We start from the raw sequence: 20,770 nt of genomic DNA, 5'->3' as shown, positions 1-20,770 counted from the left end.
CTGGGCGGCCCGCTCCTCCTGGAGCGGGCCGCCCACGCGATGCACCGGGGGTCAGCCCCGGTCGTGGCAACCCGCTCCGCTTCTGGCGGGCTTGGGCGGGGGGAGTGGCTCGATCTCCCGCTCGAAGAATTCGTGGAAATCCTCGCCGCGTCCATAGAGCGCGTTGAATCCCAGGTTGGTCTCCCGGATCAACGACCGGTCGGTGTACCGATTGGCGCCGTCCGCGTTTCCGGCGTCGTCGTAAACGACCTCGTACATCACCGCATCGCCGAGGATCACCACTTCCGGTACCGGGTGGCTCTGTTCGATGTCCGTGATTTCCCGGGCGTCGAGGATTCTGATCTGGTCGCCGAGGTCCACGCGTACGCGCAGGACGGACAGCTCCCATTGCACGTACGGTGTGATCGGGAATTCGACCACGCGGAGGCGACGGTGTGAGATTCCCAGCCTGCTGGCCCGACGGAGTTCCTGCGCGTATTCCTCGCGGCTTTCGTCGGCCGCGGACAGGGCCCGGTTCCAGTCGCCTGCGGCGAAAGCCTCCCAACTGGCGAAGCCACGTTCCTCGAAGTGCTGTCCGCGCTCCAGCTTGTTCAGGAAGCCGATGCCGCTGGTGTAGACCCGGGCGAGGTCCGCGTGGTACGCAGGGCGGTCCATACGGCGGGAGACGCCGGCCGGGAAGGAGTCAAACACTGGGGATGTCCGGCTTCGCCGCGATGAGCATGTTCCTGGGGATGACCACGAGGCGTTCGTCCGAACCGATCGAGACCCCGTCGGGCAGGTTCTTGGCGAGCGACCGGGTGAGGTCACGGCCGATGACGGCGATGTCCCCGTTGGCGAGTTCCCAGATGTCGGGGCATTCGGGAGTGCCGGTTGTATTTCCGAGTTCCTGGGGTGTTTTTCCCAGCCGCCGTTTGAAAGTCGTGTCCGGATCTGCTTCCCAAGGTCTGGTCATTCTCGTCGCCCCCTCGTTCGTTCGGTCGGTCGGTCGGTACGGAAGGTCTCACTGTAGCTTGCAACGGGCTTGCCTGACCATGTGTGAGGACCGGTCCCCGAGGGTAGTGGCGAGGATTGGTTCCTCCTTGTCTCATGTTGCTCGGTGGTGGAATGATATTGATGGGAAAGAAAATCTTGCCCACGCCTGGCAGGCACGTTTTTCCTGGTGTGCTGTCGGAAAATCGGGTGAATGGAGGGGTGGCTGTGGACCCGGAAGTGACGTCACTCGCACAGAGCGCAGAGCGATGACGGGTGGGATGGACGGTCACGCCGAGGACCGCGGTCGGGTTTTCCAGAGTTCCGGCGATCAGCACATCAACGAGCACCACCACTACGGCGGGGACGGCCCCGAGCCCAGCGGCCCGGACTCGGTGCGCCGCCCGGCGGTGGGGCGGCCTCCCGTCGTACTGCGGGACCGCAGCGAGGTGATGGAACGCCTGCGGGCGAGCGTCGCGGCGGGGCGCGGCGGCGAGGTGTACGTGCTGTACGGCATGGGTGGCTCGGGCAAGACGGCGGTCGCGTGCACCCTCTTCCAGGAGGTGGCCGGCGAGCGCGGCCGGGCAGCCCTGTGGGTCAATGTGGCCGACCGTGCGAGCCTGCGCGGCGGCATGCTGGCCGTTGCCGCCGACCGGGGGGCGGGCGACGGCGAACTGCTGGCCGCCCGCAACGGCCTGCGGCCCGCGGCCGATCTCGTCTGGCGGTACCTCGACCGCTCCGCCGAGCCCTGGCTGCTGGTCCTGGACAACGCCGACGAGCCGGAGATCCTGCGGGACGGCAGTTGGCTGCGCACCAGCCCGCGCGGCATCGTCGTGGTGACCACACGCAGGGCGGCGGCCCGCTGGTGGCCGGGCGCCGAACTCCAGCACATCGGCGTACTGCCGCGGGAGGACGCCGCGCTCGTGCTGCGCGACCTCGCCCCGCACAGCGGTACGACGGAGCAGGCGGCGCGGATCGCGGACCGGCTCGGACGGCTGCCGCTCGCCCTCACCCTGGCCGGCGGTTTCCTCTCCCACCAGGTGCTCGACCCCTGGACGATGGAGGCGTACGGACATCGTCTCGACGGAGACGAACGGGTTCAGTTGATCGACCGCGGAGCCGACCCGCTGCTCGCCACGGACCCCCGGCATCTGGTCGGCCTGACCTGGCAGTTGACCCTCGACACGTTCGAGGCGCGCGGACTGCCCGAGGCCGCGGCCCTGCTGAGACTGCTGGCCCGGTTCGCCGCCGAACCGCTGCCGCTGGCCCTGCTCAACCACGACGGCATCGGCGGTGTCCTGCCCCGGGCCCGTACCGAGACGGCTCTGCGGGCCCTGCTCGACCAGTCGCTGTCCGAACTGGTCGACATCGTCGGCATGCGGTGCGTGCAGAGCCATGGCGTCCTGCTCGACAGCGTCTGCGCGGCGACCCCCGCCGCACTGGCGCCCGCGCTCGACACGGCGGCCGTCCGACTGCTCGACGCGGCCTTACCCGGCGTACCGGACGCCGGGCCGCACGAGCCGCGACTGCGCCTGCTGGTACCGCATGCGCTGGCCTTGCTGCGGCGCGTCGGTGAGCCGCCGGCCGCCGCCGAGGCCCTGGCCGTGGCGACGAGGCTGTCGGTCGCGCTGCACCGGACCGGTGACTACCTCTCGGCCTGGGAGACCTCCCGCACCGCCGCTGACCTCGCGCGGCGACTGCTCGGCGCGGACCACCGCGGCGTGCTGGCCGCCCGTTCCAGGGCCGGGCGGGCGCTGTTCCGCCTGGGCAGGTTCGCGGAGGCCGAGTCGCTGCTGCGCGGTGTCCGTACCACGCAGGAGAGCTTGTTCGGGGCCGACGACGCCGACACCCTGGACACCTCCTACGGCCTCCAGCTCGTACTGGCCAACCAGGGCGGACGCGAGGAGTCGATCGCGTTGCTCAGAACCACCGTCGCCGGTCGGCGCTCGGTGCTCGGCCCCGCGCATCCGCTGACCCTGCGCGCCCGTGCCAGCCTGCTGGAGATGCTGCCCGCGACCGAGGTGGTCACCGAGGAGGACGGTGCGCTGCTCTCGTTGCCCTCGGAGTGCGAGCGGCTGCTCGGCCCCGACCACACGGTGACGCTGGGCGCCGGACACAACCACGCGTGGGCGCTGTACCTCCTGGGCCGGTTCGACGAGGCCGACCGCGAGATCCGGCTCGTCACCGAAGCGTATGTACGGCGCTTCGGGCCGGAGTACCCGATCGTGCTCGCGGCCCGGCACCTGTTCTCCCGGACCCGGGCCGCGCTCGGCCAGGTGGACGAGGCGATCGAGCTGATGACCGACGTCGTCACCCGGCGAGAACGCGGCCTGGGCCCCGAGCACCCCTTCACCGCCGCGGGCCGCCGGCTCCTGGACACGTACCGGTCGGGCCGCTGACATGACGACGGGTGCCGCGACGGGGAACGGCCGCTTCAGAGGTGACAGCGGGCCTCGGGACCGACGAGACGTCAGCCTCGGGAAGGGCGTCTGCGTGTGCCGCCCTGTCCGTTCGCTCCATTGCGAGAGGACCCGCCGTGTGAGGACCCACCATGTGAGGTCCCATTGCGGCGGTCACGGCGACTGCTCTGGGTATCGCGCCTTCTCGTGGCCGCCGTGATCTCCGCCTCCACCTCCGTTGCTCTCTCACCGAGGAAGTTCGCGTAGGCGGCCATAGGATTCTGCGCTCCCTGCGCTCCCTGCGTTCCCTGCGCCGGCTGTGCAGCCGCTCCCTGTCCTGCCTGCGCGGCTACGGCCCGTGCGTAGGCCGCCTCTCTGACAGCGGCAGCCTCCTGCACGTCCCGCTCATTCAGGCCGGCCGCCACGCGCTCATGGAACGGTATCCCGACGTCGACCCACCGCTGGAGAGCCATGTCGTGATGATTTGACGCGGTGTGGTAAGCCGCTTGTCGGGACTGCGATTCCGGGTGACGCTGCCAGGAATCCGCGACCCTGTCGAGTGCCTGTCCGGTTTGCCGGAAACGATCTTGGGCTCTCGCGGCGGTGTCGACCTCCCCCGCTGTAAGACCGGGGAAACGCCCCGCGTGGTAATCCTGAAGGAATCCGCGCTCCACGTTGCTGTCCCGCAGCGCTTCCAAATAGCGGAGACTCGCTTGCTGATTTGAGGTGTATTGGTCTGGTTCCTCGTAGCCGTCGGAATCGTCGGAGCCGCTGTAGTCATCCACTTACTGACCCTTCTCTCCATGGACGTGGGTTCCCGCGCGGGGGACAACGTCCTCGCCGGAGGGTTGGTTCAGATCGGCCGTCGCCCCGTGCGGCGGCCGGCAGGTGAACCGCGGGCGGGCGGACCACGTAGTGCGGGCATGGCATCACGCGGCTCAAGAGCGACAGACGGTTCAGGCACTGGCACTGGCACTGGGACCGGCACTGCGCACCGCCGGACAGGAGCAGTCGAGCCGGGGCGGGTGGAGAAGTCAGGCATACGGCGTTTGCAATGGTTGCCGCCAGGTGGCAGTCTCCTCGCTTGACCATGAGGGAACGGTTGTCCACCCCGGCCGGATCGTCCGCTGCGCACACTCACGTGGCACATCCGGCTCATCCATTGGGTTCGACCGAGGACCGTAGGACATCCCTTGTTCAATCACGACGTGGAAACAGCCTCCCTGCGCTTCGCCGTGCTGGGGCCGGTCCGGGTGTGGCGTGGCGCGGAGGAACTGCTGCTCGGCTCACCCCAGCAACGGGTGGTGCTGGCGGCGCTGCTGCTGCGCCGCGGGCGCCTTGTCACCACCGCTGAACTCGTCCACGCCGTGTGGGGTGAGGAACCGCCCTCGGCCGCCGTGCCCGTGCTGCGCACCTACGTGTCCCGGCTGCGCAAGGTCCTGGAGCCGGTCCGGGCCTCCGACGAGTCCCGGGTGATCATCTCGGCCGCCGACGGGTACCTCGCCAGGGTTTCCGAGGACGCGGTGGACCTGGGCGTGTTCGAGCAGCGGGTCGCCCGGGCGACGAAGTCGCGGGCCGCGGGCGAGTTGTCCGCCGCCTCCCAGCTCCTGCACGCCGCGCTCCACGAGTGGTCCGAGACCCCGCTGGCCGGCCTCACCGGCCCGCTCGCCGAGAGTGAGCGGTCCCGGCTGAACGAGACCCGGCTCAGTACCCTTGAGGTCCGGATCGACGTGGATGTGCAACTCGGGCGGCACGAGAAGGTGATCCCCGAGCTGCGTGCCCTGAGCGACCAGCACCCGCTGCGGGAGCGCCTGTGCCAGTTGCTCATGATCGCCCTGTACCGGTCGGGGCGTCAGGCGGAGGCGCTGGCGTGCTACCGCGTCACCCGGAGCACCCTGGTGGCGGAGCTGGGCATCGAACCCGGTGCGCCGCTGCGCAAACTCCATCACGACATCCTGACCGCCGACGCGTCACTCGAGTACTCCCCGCCCTCGCCACGACTGCCCGCGCCGGCGAGCGCCCCGGTGCCGGCGCCCCCCACGCCGTCCCTCCGTCCCGCGCAGCTCCCGGCCGACCTGCCCGCCTTCACCGGCCGGCACAGCGAGCTGGAGGAGGTGCGCGCCCTGCTGCCGGCCGGCGACGAGCGCGCCGAGTCGATGACCACCAGCGTGGTGAGCGGCATGGCCGGGGTGGGCAAGACGACGCTGGCCGTGCACCTGGCCCACGAGATAGCCGACCGTTTCCCCGACGGGCAGCTTTTCATCAACCTGCGGGGGTTCGAGGCGACCGGCTCGATCATGACGCCGGAGGAGGCCATCCGCATCTTCCTCGACGCGCTGGGCATCCCCCCGCAGCGCATCCCCGCGCAGCCCGAGGCCCAGGCCCTGCTGTACCGCACCCTGCTGGCCCGCCGACGCGTCCTGGTCCTTCTCGACAACGCGCGCGACGCCGACCACGTGCGTCCGCTGCTGCCCGGTTCGCCGGGCTGCCTGGTGATCGTCACCAGCCGCAACCGGCTCACCAGTCTGATCGCCGGCGAGGGAGCGCAGCCGCTCACTCTGCAGCAACTGACCCCCGCGGACGCGCACGACTTCCTGAGGCTGCGCCTCGGCCCGAAGCGACTCTCGGCACAGCCCCTGGCGGTGGACGAGATCATCACCCGCTGCGGCCGGCTGCCGCTGGCGCTGGCCATCGTCGCCGCCCGGGCGGTGACCAATCCCGACTTCCCGCTCAGCGCCATCGCCGACGAACTCCGGGACGGCCAGGACAGCCTCGACGCCTTCGCCAGCGGCGACCTCAGCACCGACGTACGCGCCATCTTCTCGTGGTCGTACGACGCTCTCCCGGGCCCGGCCGCACGCCTGTTCCGCCTGCTGGGCCTGCACACCGGGCCGGACATCTCCGCACCCGCCGCGGCCGCCCTGGCCGGACTCCCGCTGCGGGAGACCCGTACCGTGCTCAGGGAACTCTCCCACGCGCACCTGCTCGTGGAACGCTCACCCGGCCGGTACACCGTGCACGACCTGCTGCGCGTCTACTCCCGCGAACGGCTGAGCATCGAAGAGACCGAGAAGGAGCGGGAGCAGGCGGTCGACCGGCTCCTGGCCTGGTATCTGCACACCGCGGACGCGGCCTACCCCCTGCTCGCCCCGCACCGCCGACGGATTCTCCTGGAGCCGGCGCCACCGGACTGCCTCCCGCTCCAGTTCGCCGCTCACGACCAGGCACTGCAGTGGTGCGAGGTCGAGCGGGCCAACCTCGTCGCCGCCGTCCACCAGGCCGCGGCCTCCGGCCGGGCGGGCACCGCCTGGCGGCTCGCGGCGGCCTCCTGGGCCTTCTTCTATCTCCGCAGTCACCTGCACGACTGGCTCGACACCTCCCGGACGGCGCTCGCCGCCGCCCGCGGTGCCGGCGACCGCAGGGGCGAGGCGCAGAGCCTCGCCGACGTGGCCGGCGCCCTGACGCACCTGCGCCGGTTCGACGAGAGCATCGACCACTACCGGCGGGCGATGGTCCTCTGCAGGGAACTGGGCGACGTGGACGGCAAGGCGCATGCCGTGAGCAACCTCGGCAACGTGTACCTGAACAGCGGCAGGTTCGACAAGGCCGTCGAGTACTGCCGACGAGGACTCATGATGGTGAGGCACCGCGGCTACGCCTGGGGAGAGGCGATCGCCCTGGCCAACCTGGGGGACGCCTACCAGCAGCTCGGCAGGTTCGCCGAGGCCGACGAGTGCCTGGAGCAGTCGTTGACGGTTCTCCGGTCCGTCGGCAATCGCTGGGTCGAAGGTGTCGTACTCGACATCCTCGGCACGGTCGACCACCAGTTGCACCGCTACGACGCGGCCGTCGAACACTACGAGCAGGCTCTTGAGGCGCATCGGGACGTCGCCCACCAATGGGGGGAGGGCCACACCCTGCACCATCTGGGCGACATCCAGCTCGCGATGGGCAACGTCGACGAGGCGCGCACAAGCTGGCTCCGGGCGCTGGCGATCTGGAAGAACTTCGATCACCCCGACGCCGAAAGCATGCGGAACCGGCTCCGCCGCCTGAACGAACCCCCGCACGACGCGGCACCGGACGGGCCCTAAGGGTTGTCCCACTCCAGGCGGGCGCGGTCCAGACACGCCCGTACCGCTTCGGGACCGGAACGCGGCGCGTCCGCGTGGAAGCGGGCGGCGGCCGTCCACAGCCGGGCGGCCAGTTCGGAGTCGCCCGAGATACGTGCGACGTCGGCCCGCACCTCGATCCAGCCGATCGCCTCGGGCGACCGCACGCCGTGGGCTCCGATGTCCCGCCTCTCCCGTCTCGCGATCTCGGCCTCCACCTCATCGAGTCTTCCGTCGTACGCCGCGTCGTACAGGTGACTGTGGTCGTCCGCCGGCGTCGTCGAGGTGCGCGCGTGGAGCAGATCCGGGACGTGTCCGAGGGGGCCGGCCACCCCGGGCACGACGGCACCGGTGTCGCGGGTCCGGCCCGCCACGACCGCGACCACCCCGATCATGATCATGAGAAGTCCCGGATACGCGATCCCGCCCGGCAGTTGCCCCAGCCACAGCCAGGCGATGATCGCGGCCGCGGGCGCCTCCAGCAGGAGCAGCACGCTGACGGCTGTGGCCGGTGCCCGGCCGAGCGCGAAGTTCAGGGAGAACAGCCCGAGCAACTGGGGCAGGAGCAGCAGGCCCAGGAGAGCGATCCAGGTCTCGGTGGTGGAGACGACGACCGGGGTGCCCGTGGCCAGGCAGAGGACGAACAGCTCCACGGCGCACACGGTGGAGCACAGGACCGAGTGCAGCGGAGTGCTGAGACCGGGGCGGGCCTGCTCGCTGAGTGCCGTGTAACCGGCGAGCGCCATCGCTCCCGCGAGGGCGAGGAGGTCGCCGACGAGGGCCGCGGAGCCGGCCCGCAGGTCCGCGCCGCTCGCGAGCACCGCCCCCAGCACCGACACCGAGAGTCCCAGCCACGCCGTACGCGAGAGGCGGGTGCCCTGCACCGTGGCGATGGCGGCCTGCCACACCGGCTGGGTGGCGACCATGGCGGTCGCCATCGCGACGCTCGTCATCTTCGCGCCGGTCATGAAGGTGGTGAAGTGGACGGCCAGCGCGGTGCCGGCCAGGACGCTGTAGAGCACGGCGCGGCGTTGCCGGTCCCGGACGAGGCGCCGTTCCTTCCGGAGGATGCCGCGCAGTTCGCCCCGTCGGATCGCGAGGAGGACCGGGCCCATGGTGAACAGCCCGAGCGCGTTGCGGCCCAGTGCCAGGGTGAGCGCGGGCGCGGTGGCGAACGCGGTCAGGGGCGCGGTCGCGGAGAAGGCGATGACGGTGAGGAGCACCGCGAGCAGGGAGGTGGCGTCGAGTCTGGAGCGCATGACGAGACAGGGGCCTTAACTGGGAGGGCGGCCGTGCACCCCACGCGACGGATCGGAACCGGGAACGGTTCATCGGAACCTGGAACGGTTCACTCGACGCTCGTACGAGTGGCGGTGAACTGTTCGGGCGCCGATGCCGTTATGCCTCCCGTCCACCCCCGGCCGACCCGCCAAGGAGAACGCGTTGCCTGAACGACCTCCGGACCGTCGTTTCCCGTCGAACGGTCTGCTGAAGTGGCGGAAGACCGGAGCGGCCGCGGCCGCGGCCCCCTCGCCGCGGCCCGCGGCGCCTCGCGCCACTACGGTGCGGATTCCGGTATCCCCGCCCCCCGCCGCTCTGCTCCCCCTGCCCGAGGGGTTCGACCTGTCGCCGGAAGCCGCCGCGTACCTGGAGGAATCCGGGCGGAACCCAGCGCACCGCGCGGGCTGAGCCGGGTTGCGCCGAGTGGACAACGTCACCAGGGGCACCGACCCGCGGTCCTCGCCCCCCGCATCCCCCCAGCCCCCGCGGATACCGGACGTCGACGTACTGCGCGGGTTCGCCCTGTTCGGCATCCTCCTGGTCAACGCCACCGTCATGGCCGGGCCGCACATCGGTGCGGGCGGGGCGCTGGACGCGTCACGGGCGGACGCGGTGGCCCGATGGCTGGTCACGGCCTTGGTCAGCGGCAAGTTCTACCTGCTCTTCTCCTTCCTGTTCGGGTACAGCTTCACGCTGCAGCGGGCCGCCGCCGAACGCGCGGGCGCGCCTTTCGCACCCCGGCACCTGCGCCGGCTGACCGCGCTGTTCCTCCTGGGCCTCGCGCACGCCGTCCTCCTCTTCCCCGGCGACGTCCTGGTGGTCTACGCGGTCCTGAGCCTCGTACTGTTCGCGGCCCGCGACCTCGCGCCGCGCACAGCCGTACGGATCGCGGTCTGCCTCATCGCGGTGGTCGCGGCGGGTCTGCTGGCCTCGGGGCTGTTCACGGTCGCCCTCGCGGAGCCGGCGCGGGCGCGGGACATCACCGTCGTGATCCAGGAGATGGCGGCGGCCCGCCCCGATGACTTCGGGTCGGCCGTAGCGGCCAACGCGGGGCAGTGGCGCGACGCGCTGGGGTGGAACATCCTGTACGGCGCCGACATGCTGGCGGCCTTCCTGCTGGGGCTCGCCGCCGGCCGCCGCCGGCTCCTCGCCGACAGCCACCGGTACCGCGCGTGGCTGGTGCAGATCACGGTCAGCGCGCTTCCCCTCGGCCTGGCCGGCGGTGCCTTCATGGCGGTCTGCCGCAACGGGCCGCTCGACACCCGCTGGTACGACGTCGGCTCGGCCGTCGGCATGCTCACCGCCCCGGCGCTGACGGCCGCCTACGCCTGCGGTGTGCTGCTCCTGTCGCGCACCCGGCCCGGCCGCCGGGCGGCCGGCCCGCTGGCCGCGGCCGGCCGCCTGGCCCTGACCCACTACCTCACCCAGTCGCTGGTCATGGCACTGGTCTTCACCGGTTACGGACTGGCGTGGTACGGCCGCTTCGGCACCGTGACCCTGCTGATCGGCTGCTGCGCCCTGTACGGCGCCCAACTCGCCTACAGCACGTGGCTGTCGGGCCGGGTCCGGTACGGGCCGGCCGAGTGGCTGCTGCGCGCGGTGACGCTGGCCCGCAGACCCTGAGGACTACGGCTTGCGCAGGGACACCGCGTCCCGCTCCCAACGGCTCGCGCCGTCCGCGGGGCCGGCGGACGCGGTCCAGGAGCGGGTGGCCCGCTCGGTGATGGCGGCCGTCTCGGCCTTGGCCGCCGCCGAGATGACACCGGCGTCGGGCTCCTTGTACCAGGGGCGCAGGCGGATCAGCGCCGGCCGTACACCGGTGGCCAGCAGCAGGGCGGTGCCCTTGGGCAGCGCCCGGATACGGTCCGCGGGCAGCACCGGGTCGAGCCGGTACGAGTACGAGCGGGAGGTGCCGTCCTTGCTCCTGGAGACGGACGCGGTGCGTACGTCCTGGTTGCCGACGAGCTTGGAGATCTTCTCCACGAAGTCGGCGTCGTCGAGTCCGGCGCCGAGCAGCTTGATGGTGGCCGCGCTCCACAGGGCGTCCATGCCCGCCTCGCCCCACACCCGGCTGCCCTGACGGTAACTCTGCAGCAACGTCACGACGTTGATGCCCCGGGAGCCGAAGTGGCTGTACAGGTCCGGCAGGTCGGAGATGCGGCAGACGTTGGCCGCCTCGTCGAGGACGGCGGTCATCGGCGGGTCGAGCCGGCCGCCCATGCGCTCGGCGGCGACGACGCCCGCCCGCATCGTCGTGTCGGCGAGTCCCGCGATGACGCCCGCGGCCGAGCCGCCGCCGTCCTTCGACAGCAGGTAGAGGGTGTCCCGGCCCAGCACGTGCTGGTGCGGCTTGAACTGCGCGAGCGCGGGATCGGGAGTCACCCAGGCCACGATCTCGGGGTCGAGCAGACAGGCCACGCACTGCCGGGCGGTCTCGTAGATGCCGTCGCGGGTCTCCACAGCGCCCCGGACCGTGCCCTGCAACTGCTCGGCCATCGCGGTCATGTCGACGTCGCGCAGCAGGTCGATGGGGGTGCGGTCGGCGGGGTCGGCGAGCCAGGCCAGCAGGTCGAGCACGGAAGCCCCGCCGCGGGCGGCGGCCAGGAACAGGGAGGTGAGGGTGTTCTGGGCGGCGGAGATCCAGAAGTCCTTCTTCGACTGGTCGTCGTTGACGGAGGCGACGAAGTGCCCGGCCAGACGACGGGCGCCCTCGATGGTGTGGCAGTCGGAGAGGATGTCCCACCACATGGTGCGCGGAGTGTGGGCGATGCCCTGCGGGTCGAACGTCCAGACCCGGCCGGCCTTCTCGCGCGCGGCGCGGGTGACGGCGTACACATCGGACTTGTTGGACGTCAGCAGCACCGCGCCCTGGGCGCGCAGCACCCGGGGGACGGCGATGCCGGTGGACTTGCCCGCCCGGGGAGCCATCAGGTCCAGTTCCACGTCCTCGAAGGAGGAACGCAGTTCCGGGCCGTTCGGAGCGAGGTCGCCGAGGAGGTTGCCGGTCTCGTCGGGATGGAGGTGGGCGCGGCCCTTGAGCGAGGGGCGCAGATCACGGGCCCGCTCCGCGATGCCGGCCGGGGCCAGGGCGGCCAGCTCCCGGTTGTCGGCCAGTCCCCGGGGCCGGGAGACGTACCGCAGGACCCGCCGCGCGGTCAGGACGGCGGCGGCGACGGCCGAGCCGAAGACCAGGGCGACACCGAAAAACACCCCGGCCGCCGGAGCGCCCGGCCACAGGTGCGCGGGTCCGTCGGAGAGGAAGGTGCCGAAGGTCGCCAGGGTGAACGGCGGGGGGTGCCAGCCCGAGCCGGTCAGCGCGGCGCCCAGGGTCCCGCCGAGCCACACCCCGCCGAAGAGCACCGCGCCGGCCCCCGCCACGAGGACGATGGCCCACGGCGCCAGTTCGCTGCCGTACCCCCGGCCCTTGGCCGCCGCCTCGCTCATGCGGTCGGCGCTCCTTCCGCGTGCCACCGCTTGACGCCCTCGGCGGCCCGCGCGGACGCCTTCTCGATGACGTCCTCGTTCTCGATCCAGCGCTTGTTGGTGTCGTGCAGCCGCCGTTCGGTGTCGGTGATGGCGACCTGGATCGGGATGCCGGGCCGGCCACCGACCTTGATCAGGAAACGTCCGCGACCGGGTGGTTCCTCGCGGTCTCCGTGTGCGGCCCAGCCCGGGGGCGAGGACCAGGACGAGACCAGTTCGATCTCCCGGCGGGACAGGCCCACGATCTGGCCCAGCTCCTCCATCTCCTGGCGCGGCAGCCCCGCGCAGACCACCATGCCGGCCCGCTCGACGAAACCGCGTGCCTTGACCCGGTCGGCGTCGGTGCCCAGCGCCTCGGCGTCCTTCAGCGTGTGGGTGATCTTGGCGTCGCCCAGGCCGAGGCTTCGGTTGAGGCGGGTCAGCGCGTCGATGCGGTCCACGATGCCCGAGGCGGCCCGCAGCGGCCGCCACAGCTCGTCGAGCACGGTGAAGAACCAGCGGCGGGGCCGCAGTCCGGCGTCCGCCAGGGCGTGCGAGGCGGCCACCGTGCCCAGGCCGTCCGACCAGGCGGCCAGCATCGCGGCCGCGGTGAGCTGGGTGTCCGCCTCGCCGATCCGGGAGATGTCCACGCACACCGCCGGTGAGTCCAGGTCGATGCGGGTGGACGTCTCGGAGGCGAACGTGTCACCCAGCGGTCCGTCCAGGACGCCCAGCAGCGAGCGGTGCAGCGGGTCCACGGCGTCCCGGTAGCGGGTCTCGTCGCCGCGGTCCAGGGTCACCGCCCGCACCCGGTCCGGCCCTTCGGCGAGGATGCGCAGCAGGTCGGGCAGGAGCGGCTGGCGGTCGGGCGGCGTGCGCTCGCGCAGGTGGTGCAACGCGGCGGACAGCACCGACTGTTCGTGGTCGTCCACGGGACGGTCCCGCACGATGGTGACCAGCGCGGCGACCATGTTGAGGACCCGGCCGTGGGTCTCGGCGCTCAGCACCCGGCCGGCCTCGCCGCCGATCCGCCGGGCGGCGGCACCCATGGCGCCGGGGTCGAGGACGTTGATGCCGCCGACCCCGCGCCCGATCGAGATGACCTGGCCGCCCAGGGCGCGCACGGTGTCCGCGTAGTCGGGCTTGAGGTCGCCCAGCACCAGCGGCACCACACCGGTGGCGGCGAGTCCGATCAGCATGCGGTTGACCAGGGTGGACTTGCCCAGGCCGGGCATGCCGAGCATGAACAGCGAGGGGTTGGAGATGTAGTGGGCGCGGGTGAACCAGGACAGCGGATCGCCGCACACGGTGGCCCCGGTGTACAGGTGCTGGCCCAGCGGGACGCCGCTCATGGGGGCGCCCGAGCCCGCGGCGAACGGCCAGAGCCCGCACGCCTGCACGGTCGTGGCCCGCCACATCGTCGGGGGGTCCAGGTTGGCCACCTGGCCGCCCCCGGGGCCGGGCCAGCCGCGGGCCGGGACGGTCTGTTCCCGGGGCCGGGCGGGCGCCTTCCCGGCGGCCTTCTTCGCCGCCTGCCTGGTCGCCTGCTTCGTCGCCTTGTTCGTCGTTCTCACAGCGCTTCCTTCAGCTCGCGCGGGACCAGGGTGTACTCCCACGGCAGGATTCCGGTCGGCAGGGTGCAACTGAACGCCGCCGCCTGCATCCGGTCGGCCGGGCGCATCAGCAGCCGGGCGCCGGCCAGTTGGTTGCGCACCGAGGCGTTCGCGTCGTCCAGGTCGGCCTCGGAGTCGACCGTCACCGTGACCATCAGCGAGAACTCCACCAGGCCGGCACCGGTGGCCTCCTCCACCGCGGTCTGCTCGGCCGCGCTCACCTCGTTGGCGGCCCGCGCCTGCACCATGCCGCGCCGGGAGGTCGCCATGAACTGGGCGGAACGCCGGTCCGCCTCGACGATGCGCGCGGAGGTCGCCGGGTCGATGGGGCGGTACAGCAGCGCGACCCGCTTGCGGCGGGTGCCCGCAGTGGCCTCCAGCAGACCGTGCAGCACGTTGGCACGGACCGTGCCGCGCGGTGCGAGGGTCAGCATCCAGGTCCGGGACACCCCGGAGTCGTGCAGGTAGGCGTTGGCCGTCTCCAGGGTCGCGGTGGGGCCCGCGTCGTCCCAGTCGAGTCCGGTACCGCCGTGCTGGGCACGGGCGTCGAGGACGTCGCCCGCGACGGCCGGGTCGTAGGCGACCCGTACGACCTCGGCGATGCGCTCGGCGGACAGGGGGGTGGCCGGTCCGCCGCCCGCGCCCACGATGCCCGCCAGCAGGCCGGGGATGCGAATGGCCAGGTCGGTGATGATCTCGTCGCTCTTGCGCCGCTGGCCGTTGGCCGGCCCGTAGGTCAGCGAGATGTAGGTGTGCATCTCGGAGGAGGCGGCGGGGTAGCGCTGGACCACCTCCTCCATCACCGCCCGTGCCGCGGCCGGGGCGTCGGGGCGGATCCGCGGCATCAGTTCGTTGGCCAGCCGGTTGCCCGTGTCCGGGGCGGTCTCCACCACCACGGCGGCGCCGCGCAGGCCCGGCTCGGCGGAGAGGCGGGCCAGCCAGTGGCCCCAGGACGCCACCCAGGTGTCCACCTGGTCGGGGTCGACGAGGGAACCGCCGTCGGGTTCGCAGCCGAGCACGATGGTGTAGAGGTTGCGGCTGCGGTGGTGCAGTACACCGAAGGGCTGGTCATAGGCGTCCCTGCCCTCCTTGACCTGCACCCGGCTCAGCAGCCCCGGCGGACGGAACCGGCCGCCCGGCCGGGAGGCCAGCGGACCCGACACATAGGTGGTCGATCCCTTGGCCTTGCGCTGGAACCAACTGAGGCGCAGGGCGATGAGCTGGTAGACGTTCCGCCCGTCCTGGGTGCGCGCGGTCAGCGGCAGCAGGAGCACGGCCTGGATGACGACGGCGACCAGGGTGACCTGAAGCGAGATCAGGGACAGCATGAGGTCGAGGACGATCCCGCCGAACACCCCGACGGTGCCGATCAGGCCGAGCGGCCCCAGCCCGGGCCGTCTGGGCCTGCGCCAGTTCCCGTACGTGGGCTGGACGACGGAGGCTTCGGTGGACATGGGGGTACCTGCTTCGCTTCCGGTGAGTGGATCGTGCGGCCGACGAGGAGGGCGTACGGCCCGTGTTGTGCGGTCGGTGCCCGCGAACCGGGTGGGTGCCGGCGATCAGTGCCTGTCACTGTTCCGGTTGGCGTCCGACACCCCGCTCGCGGTGATGTTCGCGGCGCCCTTGGCGGTCTTGGCGGCGACCGCCGCGGCGCCGAGCACCGCGGCGCCGATGACGGGCAGTGGCGCCCGCGCGGCGGCGGCGCTGCCCCCGCCCGACGACGAACCTCCGCCGCCCGACGACGAACCTCCGCCGCCCGACGACGAGCCGCCTCCGCCGGACGAGCCCGACGCCCTGCTCTCGCCGCTGCCGCCGCCGCTTCGGCCGCCGCTTCCTCCTCCCCCTCCGCCGCTGCCGCCCGAGGCGCGGCCGGGCGAGGAACCGGAACTGCCGCTGGCCCCCGTGGGTGCCTTGGCCGCGGTGGCCGCGGCGGCCGCGGGGTTCGCCCGGGTGAGGGCGCCGCCGGCGATCGACTTCGCTCCGGAGGCGATGCCGCCGGCGATGCCCATGGTGGCCTGCCCGACCGAGTCGCCGCCGAGGGCCTCCGTCGCCGGAACGATCACTCGCATCAGCGCCGGCAGGGCGATGGCCGACAGCAGGAGTACTCCCATGCCGGCGATCTGCGTATTGGTCTGGCTGGTGTTGTCCGCGTTCACCATGACGGAGCCCGAGTAGAGCACGAGGCTGACCGTGGGCTTGTACAGCAGCCAGGCGATCAGCCAGCCGAGGTGCTTGCGCCACCAGTTGCCGCCCCAGTCCGACATGGAGGCGGCGGCGGCCAGGGGGAACGTCCCCATCAGGATGATCATCACGCCGAGCCGGATCCACATGAGGAGCGCGTGGATGATGCCGGCCAGGAGCAGGAGGCAGCCGACGACCAGCAGCAGCATGGCGGGTATGTCATCGCTGCAGTCGATGCCGCGCATCAGATTTTCGAGACTCTTCTCGAACAGGTGGTGCGAGTACCTGTCCATGAGGACGATGAATGTGATGATCACGGAGCTGGCGGCGGTGTTGACCAGGGTGACGCGCATGACCCCCTTCAGCGCGGTCTGGCCCGCCTCGCCCCTGCGGTCCAGCGCCATCTTGATCGCGGCGAAGAGGATCGACCCGATGGACAGGTAGACGACGATCCACTGGATCTGGCTGTTGATCTCGTTCGACGCCGCCTCGTCGTAGGAGTCGATCTCGCCCACCGAATCGAAGATCCCGAGCGCGCCACGCATCACGATCTTGGCGACCATCTTGATCATCTCGCCGATCGGATCGGAGAACATGCCGAAGAAGTCGAGCGGGCTACCGCCGCATTTCGCAGCCAAGTACACGTCAATCTCCCCACGCGGCGAAGTCGCCGGGTTGTGCCTGCCGCACCACTGAGTAGAGCGACCCGTCGTCGTGCGGAGCCACCTTCCAGTCACCGTCCCGCCAGCGCACGGACACCGACGTCGACAGATAGCCGCCGGCCGGATTGGTCAGGAGCAGCCGTACGGTCGCGGAGCCGGCCGCGTACGAGGACAGCGAGAAGCCCACGAACCGCCCGATGGCGCTCTCGCCGAGGTCCGTCGTCCCCTTCTCGGCCATGCCCGCGACGAATTCGTCGCGCGGTGTCCCGGGCACGACCTGCTGCTCCGCGGCGCTGCGCCAGGCGGCGCCGCTCAACTGGACGGGTATGACGTGCGCCGCCAGTACCGCGCCCGTGGGTGTGTGGGCGAAGCACCACCACACGGAGGTGTCGGTGTGCAGCGGGCCGGCCGTCGGTGAGGTGGGAACCATGATGCCGACGAGCTCTCGCCATCGTAGATCCGTCGGTGTGGTGGTCGGCCGCGCGGTGTTCCGGTCGTCGGTACGGCAGTTCTCCGGCCGGCCGCCCGGACCGCTGCGGACCTGCTGCGGGTCACCGGGGGACAGCGGGCCGGTCAGTCCGGACAGCTCGTCCCGGCCGACGGTCGCGACCTCGGTCTCCCCGTCGACGGACCTGCCCGTGGTGACACCGCTCAGGAGGGCCACCAGCGACATGACCACGAGAAGACCGAGGAACCCGGCCGAGTTCCGCCAGCCCCGCTGCTTGTAGAAGGGCCCGTCGGCCGGGCTCCGTTTCCGTATCGCGCTGAACATGTCGGTGCTGTCTTTCGCCGCTGATCAGGCGTCGTCCGCGAAGACGAACGAGATGATGGGGCCCGCGGTGGCGACGAGAATGCAGCCTCCCAGCACCATGCCCAGCCGGCTGAGGTGCTCGGAACCCTCTCCGCGCTTCATGGACACGGCCATCATGATTCCGGTGACCAGGACTCCGGCCACACCGGCGGCGGTCCCGGCCCAGCCGGCGATGCCCAGCACGGTGTCGACCGCGTCGGCCAGCGCGCCGGGGGCCTGCCGGTCCGGGGTGGGCACCTTGTTGGTGCCGCCTTCGCCTCCGCCGGTGTCGGCTCCGGCCAGGTAGTTCCAGCCCATGGCATGGAGGGAGTGCAAGGTGTCCTTCATCGGGTTCTCCGCTGTCATCAAAAGGTCGGGTGTGCGGTGTCATCAGGAACGCCCCGGGAGGGGCGGGTCAGAGATAGGGCGTGATCACGAAATTGACGAGGGGCCCCGCGCTGATGCCGAGGATGCAGGCGCCCAGGACGGTGGCGAACCCTCGGAAGTGTGTCGCCCCCTCACCCATCTCGCCGCGGCGCAGTTGCAGGGCCATCTGGGTGCCGATGATGATCACACCGGCCACGGCGGCGGCCGTCACGATCCAGGCGAGGTTGCCCAGCAACTCGCCTGCCTGCGGGTTCGGATCGAACGTTCCGTTGGGGGCGAACTCGGGATCGGGGCCCGCGAGGTTCATCGCGGTCCCGCCGATCGGCCGGGTGCACCGGAGGTCAGCTCCGCCAGTGCTCGCACCTGCTTCGGCAACGGATCCGCCTCCTCGCCGAGGCGCCACGCGGGAACCCACGGAACGCGGTGGACCTCGGCGGCCGACCGCAGTACGCGCACCCGCCGGCCGAGCGGCCGGGGCAGCCGTCCCGGCGCGTCGGCGACGAGCACCACGGCGACGAGGTGCACGCCCGCGGGGTGATCCCCCAGACGCAGTGCGTTGAGGAACTGGGACGCCGCCTGCATCCCGCCGGCGTGCGTGCGGGCCACCAGGAGGACCCCGCCGGGTTCACCCCGGGCGGGCAGGGGCCAGCGCAGCCCCAGGTCAGCGCCGCCCAGCACGCGAGCGAGGGTGCTCGCCCCGCCGCCGCCGTGCGCGTTGACCCAGGCGATCCGCTGCCCCCGGTGCGGCGAAGGCTCCTCCGCGGTGGGCCCGGCCGGGCCCGGCCGGCCGGACCTCGGCAGCGCGTCCGGCGGCACGGTGGCCGCCGGAGCGGCCTGCCGAGTGGCCGGACCACGAGTCCACATCTGCGAGCCGGCGGATGCCGTCGACGGGACACCCATGAGCGTCCACCCCTTCCCTCGGTTCCGAACTGTGGCGATGAATCCCGCATTGAACTGATCGGCCTCCGCGCCCGTTGGGTCGGTGCCGGGCGGCGGTGATCCGTCGGGCAGCTACTACGGGAAATCGCGTGACCTGGTTCAGCGCCGTTTGAAACCAGCTCACGCGGGCGGACATGAGGGGAGCGACCGGAGCGTGGGCGCAGGTGGCACCAAGAAGGCCCAGTCCTCCGACGGCAAAGGGATGAACACCGCGCTCGTGGTCGCCGGCGCGGGTGCGGGCTACCTGGGATGTCTGTTCAGCCCGCTGATCCTGCTGCTCCTGCTGGTCGGGGTGATCGTGGTATGCGCCATCGGGGTCATCTTCTGGCCCCTTGTGATCATCTGTCAGATCTTCGGTTGCGGTGGCGGAGGGGACGGGGCGCACGTCGACAGCGACAAGGTCGCCGAGGCGTTCGCCAGCGACGGCAAGGGCGAGCTGATCGAGGAAAGCGTGTCCGCGGACTACTTCGAGTACATCCGGGACGCCGGGAAGGAGTGCGATCAGATCGGCCCGATCGTCATCGCCGCGCAGATCCAGCAGGAGTCCATGTTCAACGCGAGCCTGGTCGGACCCGACGGGGCCGAGGGCATCTCCCAGTTGCCGCCGGACAAGTTCGACGAGTTCGGCGAGGACGACGACGACAACGATGACACCTCGGCCCTGGACGCGGGCGACTCGATCAGGGCACAGGGCAGGTACATGTGCTCCCTGGCCGAGGACATCGACACCCTCATCGCCAACAACGAACTGCGGGGAAAGGACCTGGACCGGCTCGATCTCACCCTGGCGGCCTACCACGTGGGTCTCGACGAGGTGAAGAAGGCGAAGGGCGTACCGGCCCAGGGCGGCGCGCAGAACTACATCTTCGGCGTCAGGACGTCCTTCGGCATGTACTCGGGCGCCGTCGACCTCCCCGAGGGGGAGACCTACCCCAGCGTCAGCCCACTGCCGCTCGACTCCATCGGCCCGGGCCGCCGTGAGGAGGAGGGGATCGGACGGTGAGCGACCTTCTGCGTACCCGGGCACTGCCCATGAAGGTGCTGATCACCTCCGACGGCGGTGTGCTGGTCGACGGCGCCCCCGTCCGGGTGCCGGCCGGCGAACCGGTCCTGGTGTTCGTACTCGGCACGATGCGCCGCCGGGCCCTGGCCGCGGGCGGCCCCGTGGCGGCGTCGATCGTCGACCGGCAGGCGGAGTACGCCAGTCACGTCGAGGTCACCGCCGACGGCGCCTGCCGGATCGTCCGGCACGAGAGCAGCCGGGAGGTGCCCGGGGCGGAGCCCCCCTCCGGACCCGGGCCGAGCCCGGCCGGGTCCGGGTGGCCCGCCGACATACCGGCGTCGCCGTCGCCCTCGGTACCGGTACCGATGCCGGTACCCGTCCCGGACGCACTCGCCGAACTCGTCGCGCGGATACGCGTCGCCATCGACACCGGTGCGCTGGAACGGGCGGCGGCGCTGGCGTTCCGGCTGCTGGAGCACACCACACGGACCTACGGCGACACCCACCCCTACACGCTGGAGGCGCGGGCACTGGACGCGTTCACCACGTACCGGTGCGGCGACTACACCGCCGCGGGCGCGCGTTGCCTCGAACTCGCGGAGACCCGTCGGCAGTTGGACGACCCGCGCGCCCACGAGGAACTGCTGCGCGCGGTCGCCCTGTGGCGGCTGATCGACGACCCGTCGTCGGCCGTCGACCACGGCCGGGCGGTGCTCGCGACCTGGTCCCGGCTCGCCGCGGAACGCGGTTCAACCGCGACGGCGCCGAATAGTTGAGAAGCGCGGACCGATGTATACGCGCCCGTCAACAGTGTCACCGCCGGGCCCGCGGACACCCTCACCCGAGGGGAAACCCACAGCTCATCGGTACAGGTGTCCGATATGCGGCGCCGCCCCTTTCGCGGTATGCGCCCTTCCGTTTCGGCGGAACCCGGCGCTCCGACATCAATCGAACGTCAACGCGATGTGGATA

Annotated in this window: 16 protein-coding genes; 5 read left to right on the top strand and 11 right to left on the bottom strand. The window is 71.5% G+C overall.

What is annotated here, in order from left to right; translation table 11 throughout:
* Positions 1–51: 51 nt before the first annotated feature.
* Both ABEB00_RS05625 and ABEB00_RS05620 read right to left on the bottom strand, forming a co-directional pair.
* The gene (locus tag ABEB00_RS05625; RefSeq protein ID WP_345617783.1) at positions 52–690 is read right to left on the bottom strand and encodes a DUF6879 family protein; all 639 of its coding nucleotides are present in this window, start codon (positions 688–690) and stop codon (positions 52–54) included.
* Positions 683–952, bottom strand: a complete 270-nt coding sequence (locus tag ABEB00_RS05620) for a hypothetical protein (protein ID WP_345617782.1) — start codon at positions 950–952, stop codon at positions 683–685. Before ABEB00_RS05620 ends, ABEB00_RS05625 begins: the two co-directional genes overlap by 8 nt.
* A gap of 286 nt (positions 953–1,238) precedes the next feature.
* Between ABEB00_RS05620 and ABEB00_RS05615 the strand changes: the two genes are divergently transcribed.
* Together ABEB00_RS05615 and ABEB00_RS05610 are read left to right on the top strand one after the other, a co-directional pair.
* On the top strand, positions 1,239–3,368 hold the full coding sequence (locus ABEB00_RS05615; RefSeq protein WP_345617781.1) for a tetratricopeptide repeat protein: 2,130 nt from the start codon (positions 1,239–1,241) through the stop codon (positions 3,366–3,368).
* Between the two features lie 1,208 nt (positions 3,369–4,576).
* Entirely contained in the window at positions 4,577–7,462 is a 2,886-nt protein-coding gene (locus tag ABEB00_RS05610) for an AfsR/SARP family transcriptional regulator (RefSeq protein WP_345617780.1), read from the top strand.
* Here the strand turns inward: ABEB00_RS05610 and ABEB00_RS05605 are convergent.
* On the bottom strand, positions 7,459–8,739 hold the full coding sequence (locus ABEB00_RS05605; RefSeq protein WP_345617779.1) for a DMT family transporter: 1,281 nt from the start codon (positions 8,737–8,739) through the stop codon (positions 7,459–7,461). The two genes, ABEB00_RS05610 and ABEB00_RS05605, sit on opposite strands and share 4 nt — an antisense overlap.
* A gap of 445 nt (positions 8,740–9,184) precedes the next feature.
* On the opposite strand from ABEB00_RS05605, the gene ABEB00_RS05600 reads away from it, so the two are divergent.
* Complete coding sequence (locus ABEB00_RS05600) at positions 9,185–10,384, top strand: DUF418 domain-containing protein (RefSeq protein ID WP_345617778.1); 1,200 nt, start codon at positions 9,185–9,187, stop codon at positions 10,382–10,384.
* A 3-nt stretch (positions 10,385–10,387) separates the two neighbouring features.
* Here the strand turns inward: ABEB00_RS05600 and ABEB00_RS05595 are convergent, their stop codons facing one another.
* From ABEB00_RS05595 to ABEB00_RS05560, 8 genes are all read right to left on the bottom strand, one after another.
* Positions 10,388–12,205 carry a type IV secretory system conjugative DNA transfer family protein gene (locus ABEB00_RS05595; protein ID WP_345617777.1) on the bottom strand — a complete coding sequence of 606 codons (1,818 nt, stop codon included), beginning with the start codon at positions 12,203–12,205 and terminating at the stop codon, positions 10,388–10,390.
* Positions 12,202–13,665, bottom strand: a complete 1,464-nt coding sequence (locus ABEB00_RS05590) for an ATP/GTP-binding protein (protein WP_345617822.1) — start codon at positions 13,663–13,665, stop codon at positions 12,202–12,204. The genes ABEB00_RS05595 and ABEB00_RS05590 overlap by 4 nt, the downstream gene beginning before the upstream one ends.
* Positions 13,666–13,793: 128 nt before the next feature.
* Complete coding sequence (locus tag ABEB00_RS05585; protein ID WP_345617776.1) at positions 13,794–15,290, bottom strand: SCO6880 family protein; 1,497 nt, start codon at positions 15,288–15,290, stop codon at positions 13,794–13,796.
* A gap of 105 nt (positions 15,291–15,395) precedes the next feature.
* Positions 15,396–16,661 (bottom strand): hypothetical protein, encoded by a 1,266-nt coding sequence (locus ABEB00_RS05580; RefSeq protein WP_345617775.1) that lies wholly within the window; start codon positions 16,659–16,661, stop codon positions 15,396–15,398.
* 1 nt (position 16,662) lies between these two features.
* Positions 16,663–17,451 (bottom strand): DUF8175 domain-containg protein, encoded by a 789-nt coding sequence (locus ABEB00_RS05575; protein WP_345617774.1) that lies wholly within the window; start codon positions 17,449–17,451, stop codon positions 16,663–16,665.
* A 24-nt stretch (positions 17,452–17,475) separates the two neighbouring features.
* Positions 17,476–17,787 (bottom strand): hypothetical protein, encoded by a 312-nt coding sequence (locus ABEB00_RS05570; protein ID WP_345617821.1) that lies wholly within the window; start codon positions 17,785–17,787, stop codon positions 17,476–17,478.
* Between the two features lie 97 nt (positions 17,788–17,884).
* Entirely contained in the window at positions 17,885–18,163 is a 279-nt protein-coding gene (locus ABEB00_RS05565) for a hypothetical protein (RefSeq protein WP_345617773.1), read from the bottom strand.
* On the bottom strand, positions 18,160–18,756 hold the full coding sequence (locus tag ABEB00_RS05560) for a DUF6668 family protein (RefSeq protein WP_345617772.1): 597 nt from the start codon (positions 18,754–18,756) through the stop codon (positions 18,160–18,162). The genes ABEB00_RS05565 and ABEB00_RS05560 overlap by 4 nt, the downstream gene beginning before the upstream one ends.
* Positions 18,757–18,949: 193 nt before the next feature.
* On the opposite strand from ABEB00_RS05560, the gene ABEB00_RS05555 reads away from it, so the two are divergent.
* Both ABEB00_RS05555 and ABEB00_RS05550 read left to right on the top strand, forming a co-directional pair.
* Positions 18,950–19,798: a transglycosylase SLT domain-containing protein gene (locus tag ABEB00_RS05555; RefSeq protein WP_345617771.1), complete on the top strand. Its 849-nt coding sequence runs from the start codon at positions 18,950–18,952 to the stop codon at positions 19,796–19,798.
* Positions 19,795–20,574 (top strand): hypothetical protein, encoded by a 780-nt coding sequence (locus ABEB00_RS05550; RefSeq protein ID WP_345617770.1) that lies wholly within the window; start codon positions 19,795–19,797, stop codon positions 20,572–20,574. The genes ABEB00_RS05555 and ABEB00_RS05550 overlap by 4 nt, the downstream gene beginning before the upstream one ends.
* Positions 20,575–20,770: the final 196 nt, after the last annotated feature.

Origin of the sequence: Streptomyces ziwulingensis, from assembly GCF_039542605.1 — a bacterium.
Lineage (GTDB): Bacteria > Actinomycetota > Actinomycetes > Streptomycetales > Streptomycetaceae > Streptomyces > Streptomyces ziwulingensis.
The sequence above is the reverse complement of the archived record's forward strand: the minus strand, read 5'-3'. Positions and strand labels throughout refer to the sequence as shown.

Coding starts and splice junctions, on each gene's coding strand:
- ABEB00_RS05620 (WP_345617782.1), bottom strand. CDS start 952: ATGACCAGACCTTGGGAAGCAGATCCGGACACGACTTTCAAACGGCGG.
- ABEB00_RS05615 (WP_345617781.1), top strand. CDS start 1,239: ATGACGGGTGGGATGGACGGTCACGCCGAGGACCGCGGTCGGGTTTTC.
- ABEB00_RS05605 (WP_345617779.1), bottom strand. CDS start 8,739: ATGCGCTCCAGACTCGACGCCACCTCCCTGCTCGCGGTGCTCCTCACC.
- ABEB00_RS05595 (WP_345617777.1), bottom strand. CDS start 12,205: ATGAGCGAGGCGGCGGCCAAGGGCCGGGGGTACGGCAGCGAACTGGCG.
- ABEB00_RS05585 (WP_345617776.1), bottom strand. CDS start 15,290: ATGTCCACCGAAGCCTCCGTCGTCCAGCCCACGTACGGGAACTGGCGC.
- ABEB00_RS05575 (WP_345617774.1), bottom strand. CDS start 17,451: ATGTTCAGCGCGATACGGAAACGGAGCCCGGCCGACGGGCCCTTCTAC.
- ABEB00_RS05570 (WP_345617821.1), bottom strand. CDS start 17,787: ATGGGCTGGAACTACCTGGCCGGAGCCGACACCGGCGGAGGCGAAGGC.
- ABEB00_RS05565 (WP_345617773.1), bottom strand. CDS start 18,163: ATGAACCTCGCGGGCCCCGATCCCGAGTTCGCCCCCAACGGAACGTTC.
- ABEB00_RS05560 (WP_345617772.1), bottom strand. CDS start 18,756: ATGGGTGTCCCGTCGACGGCATCCGCCGGCTCGCAGATGTGGACTCGT.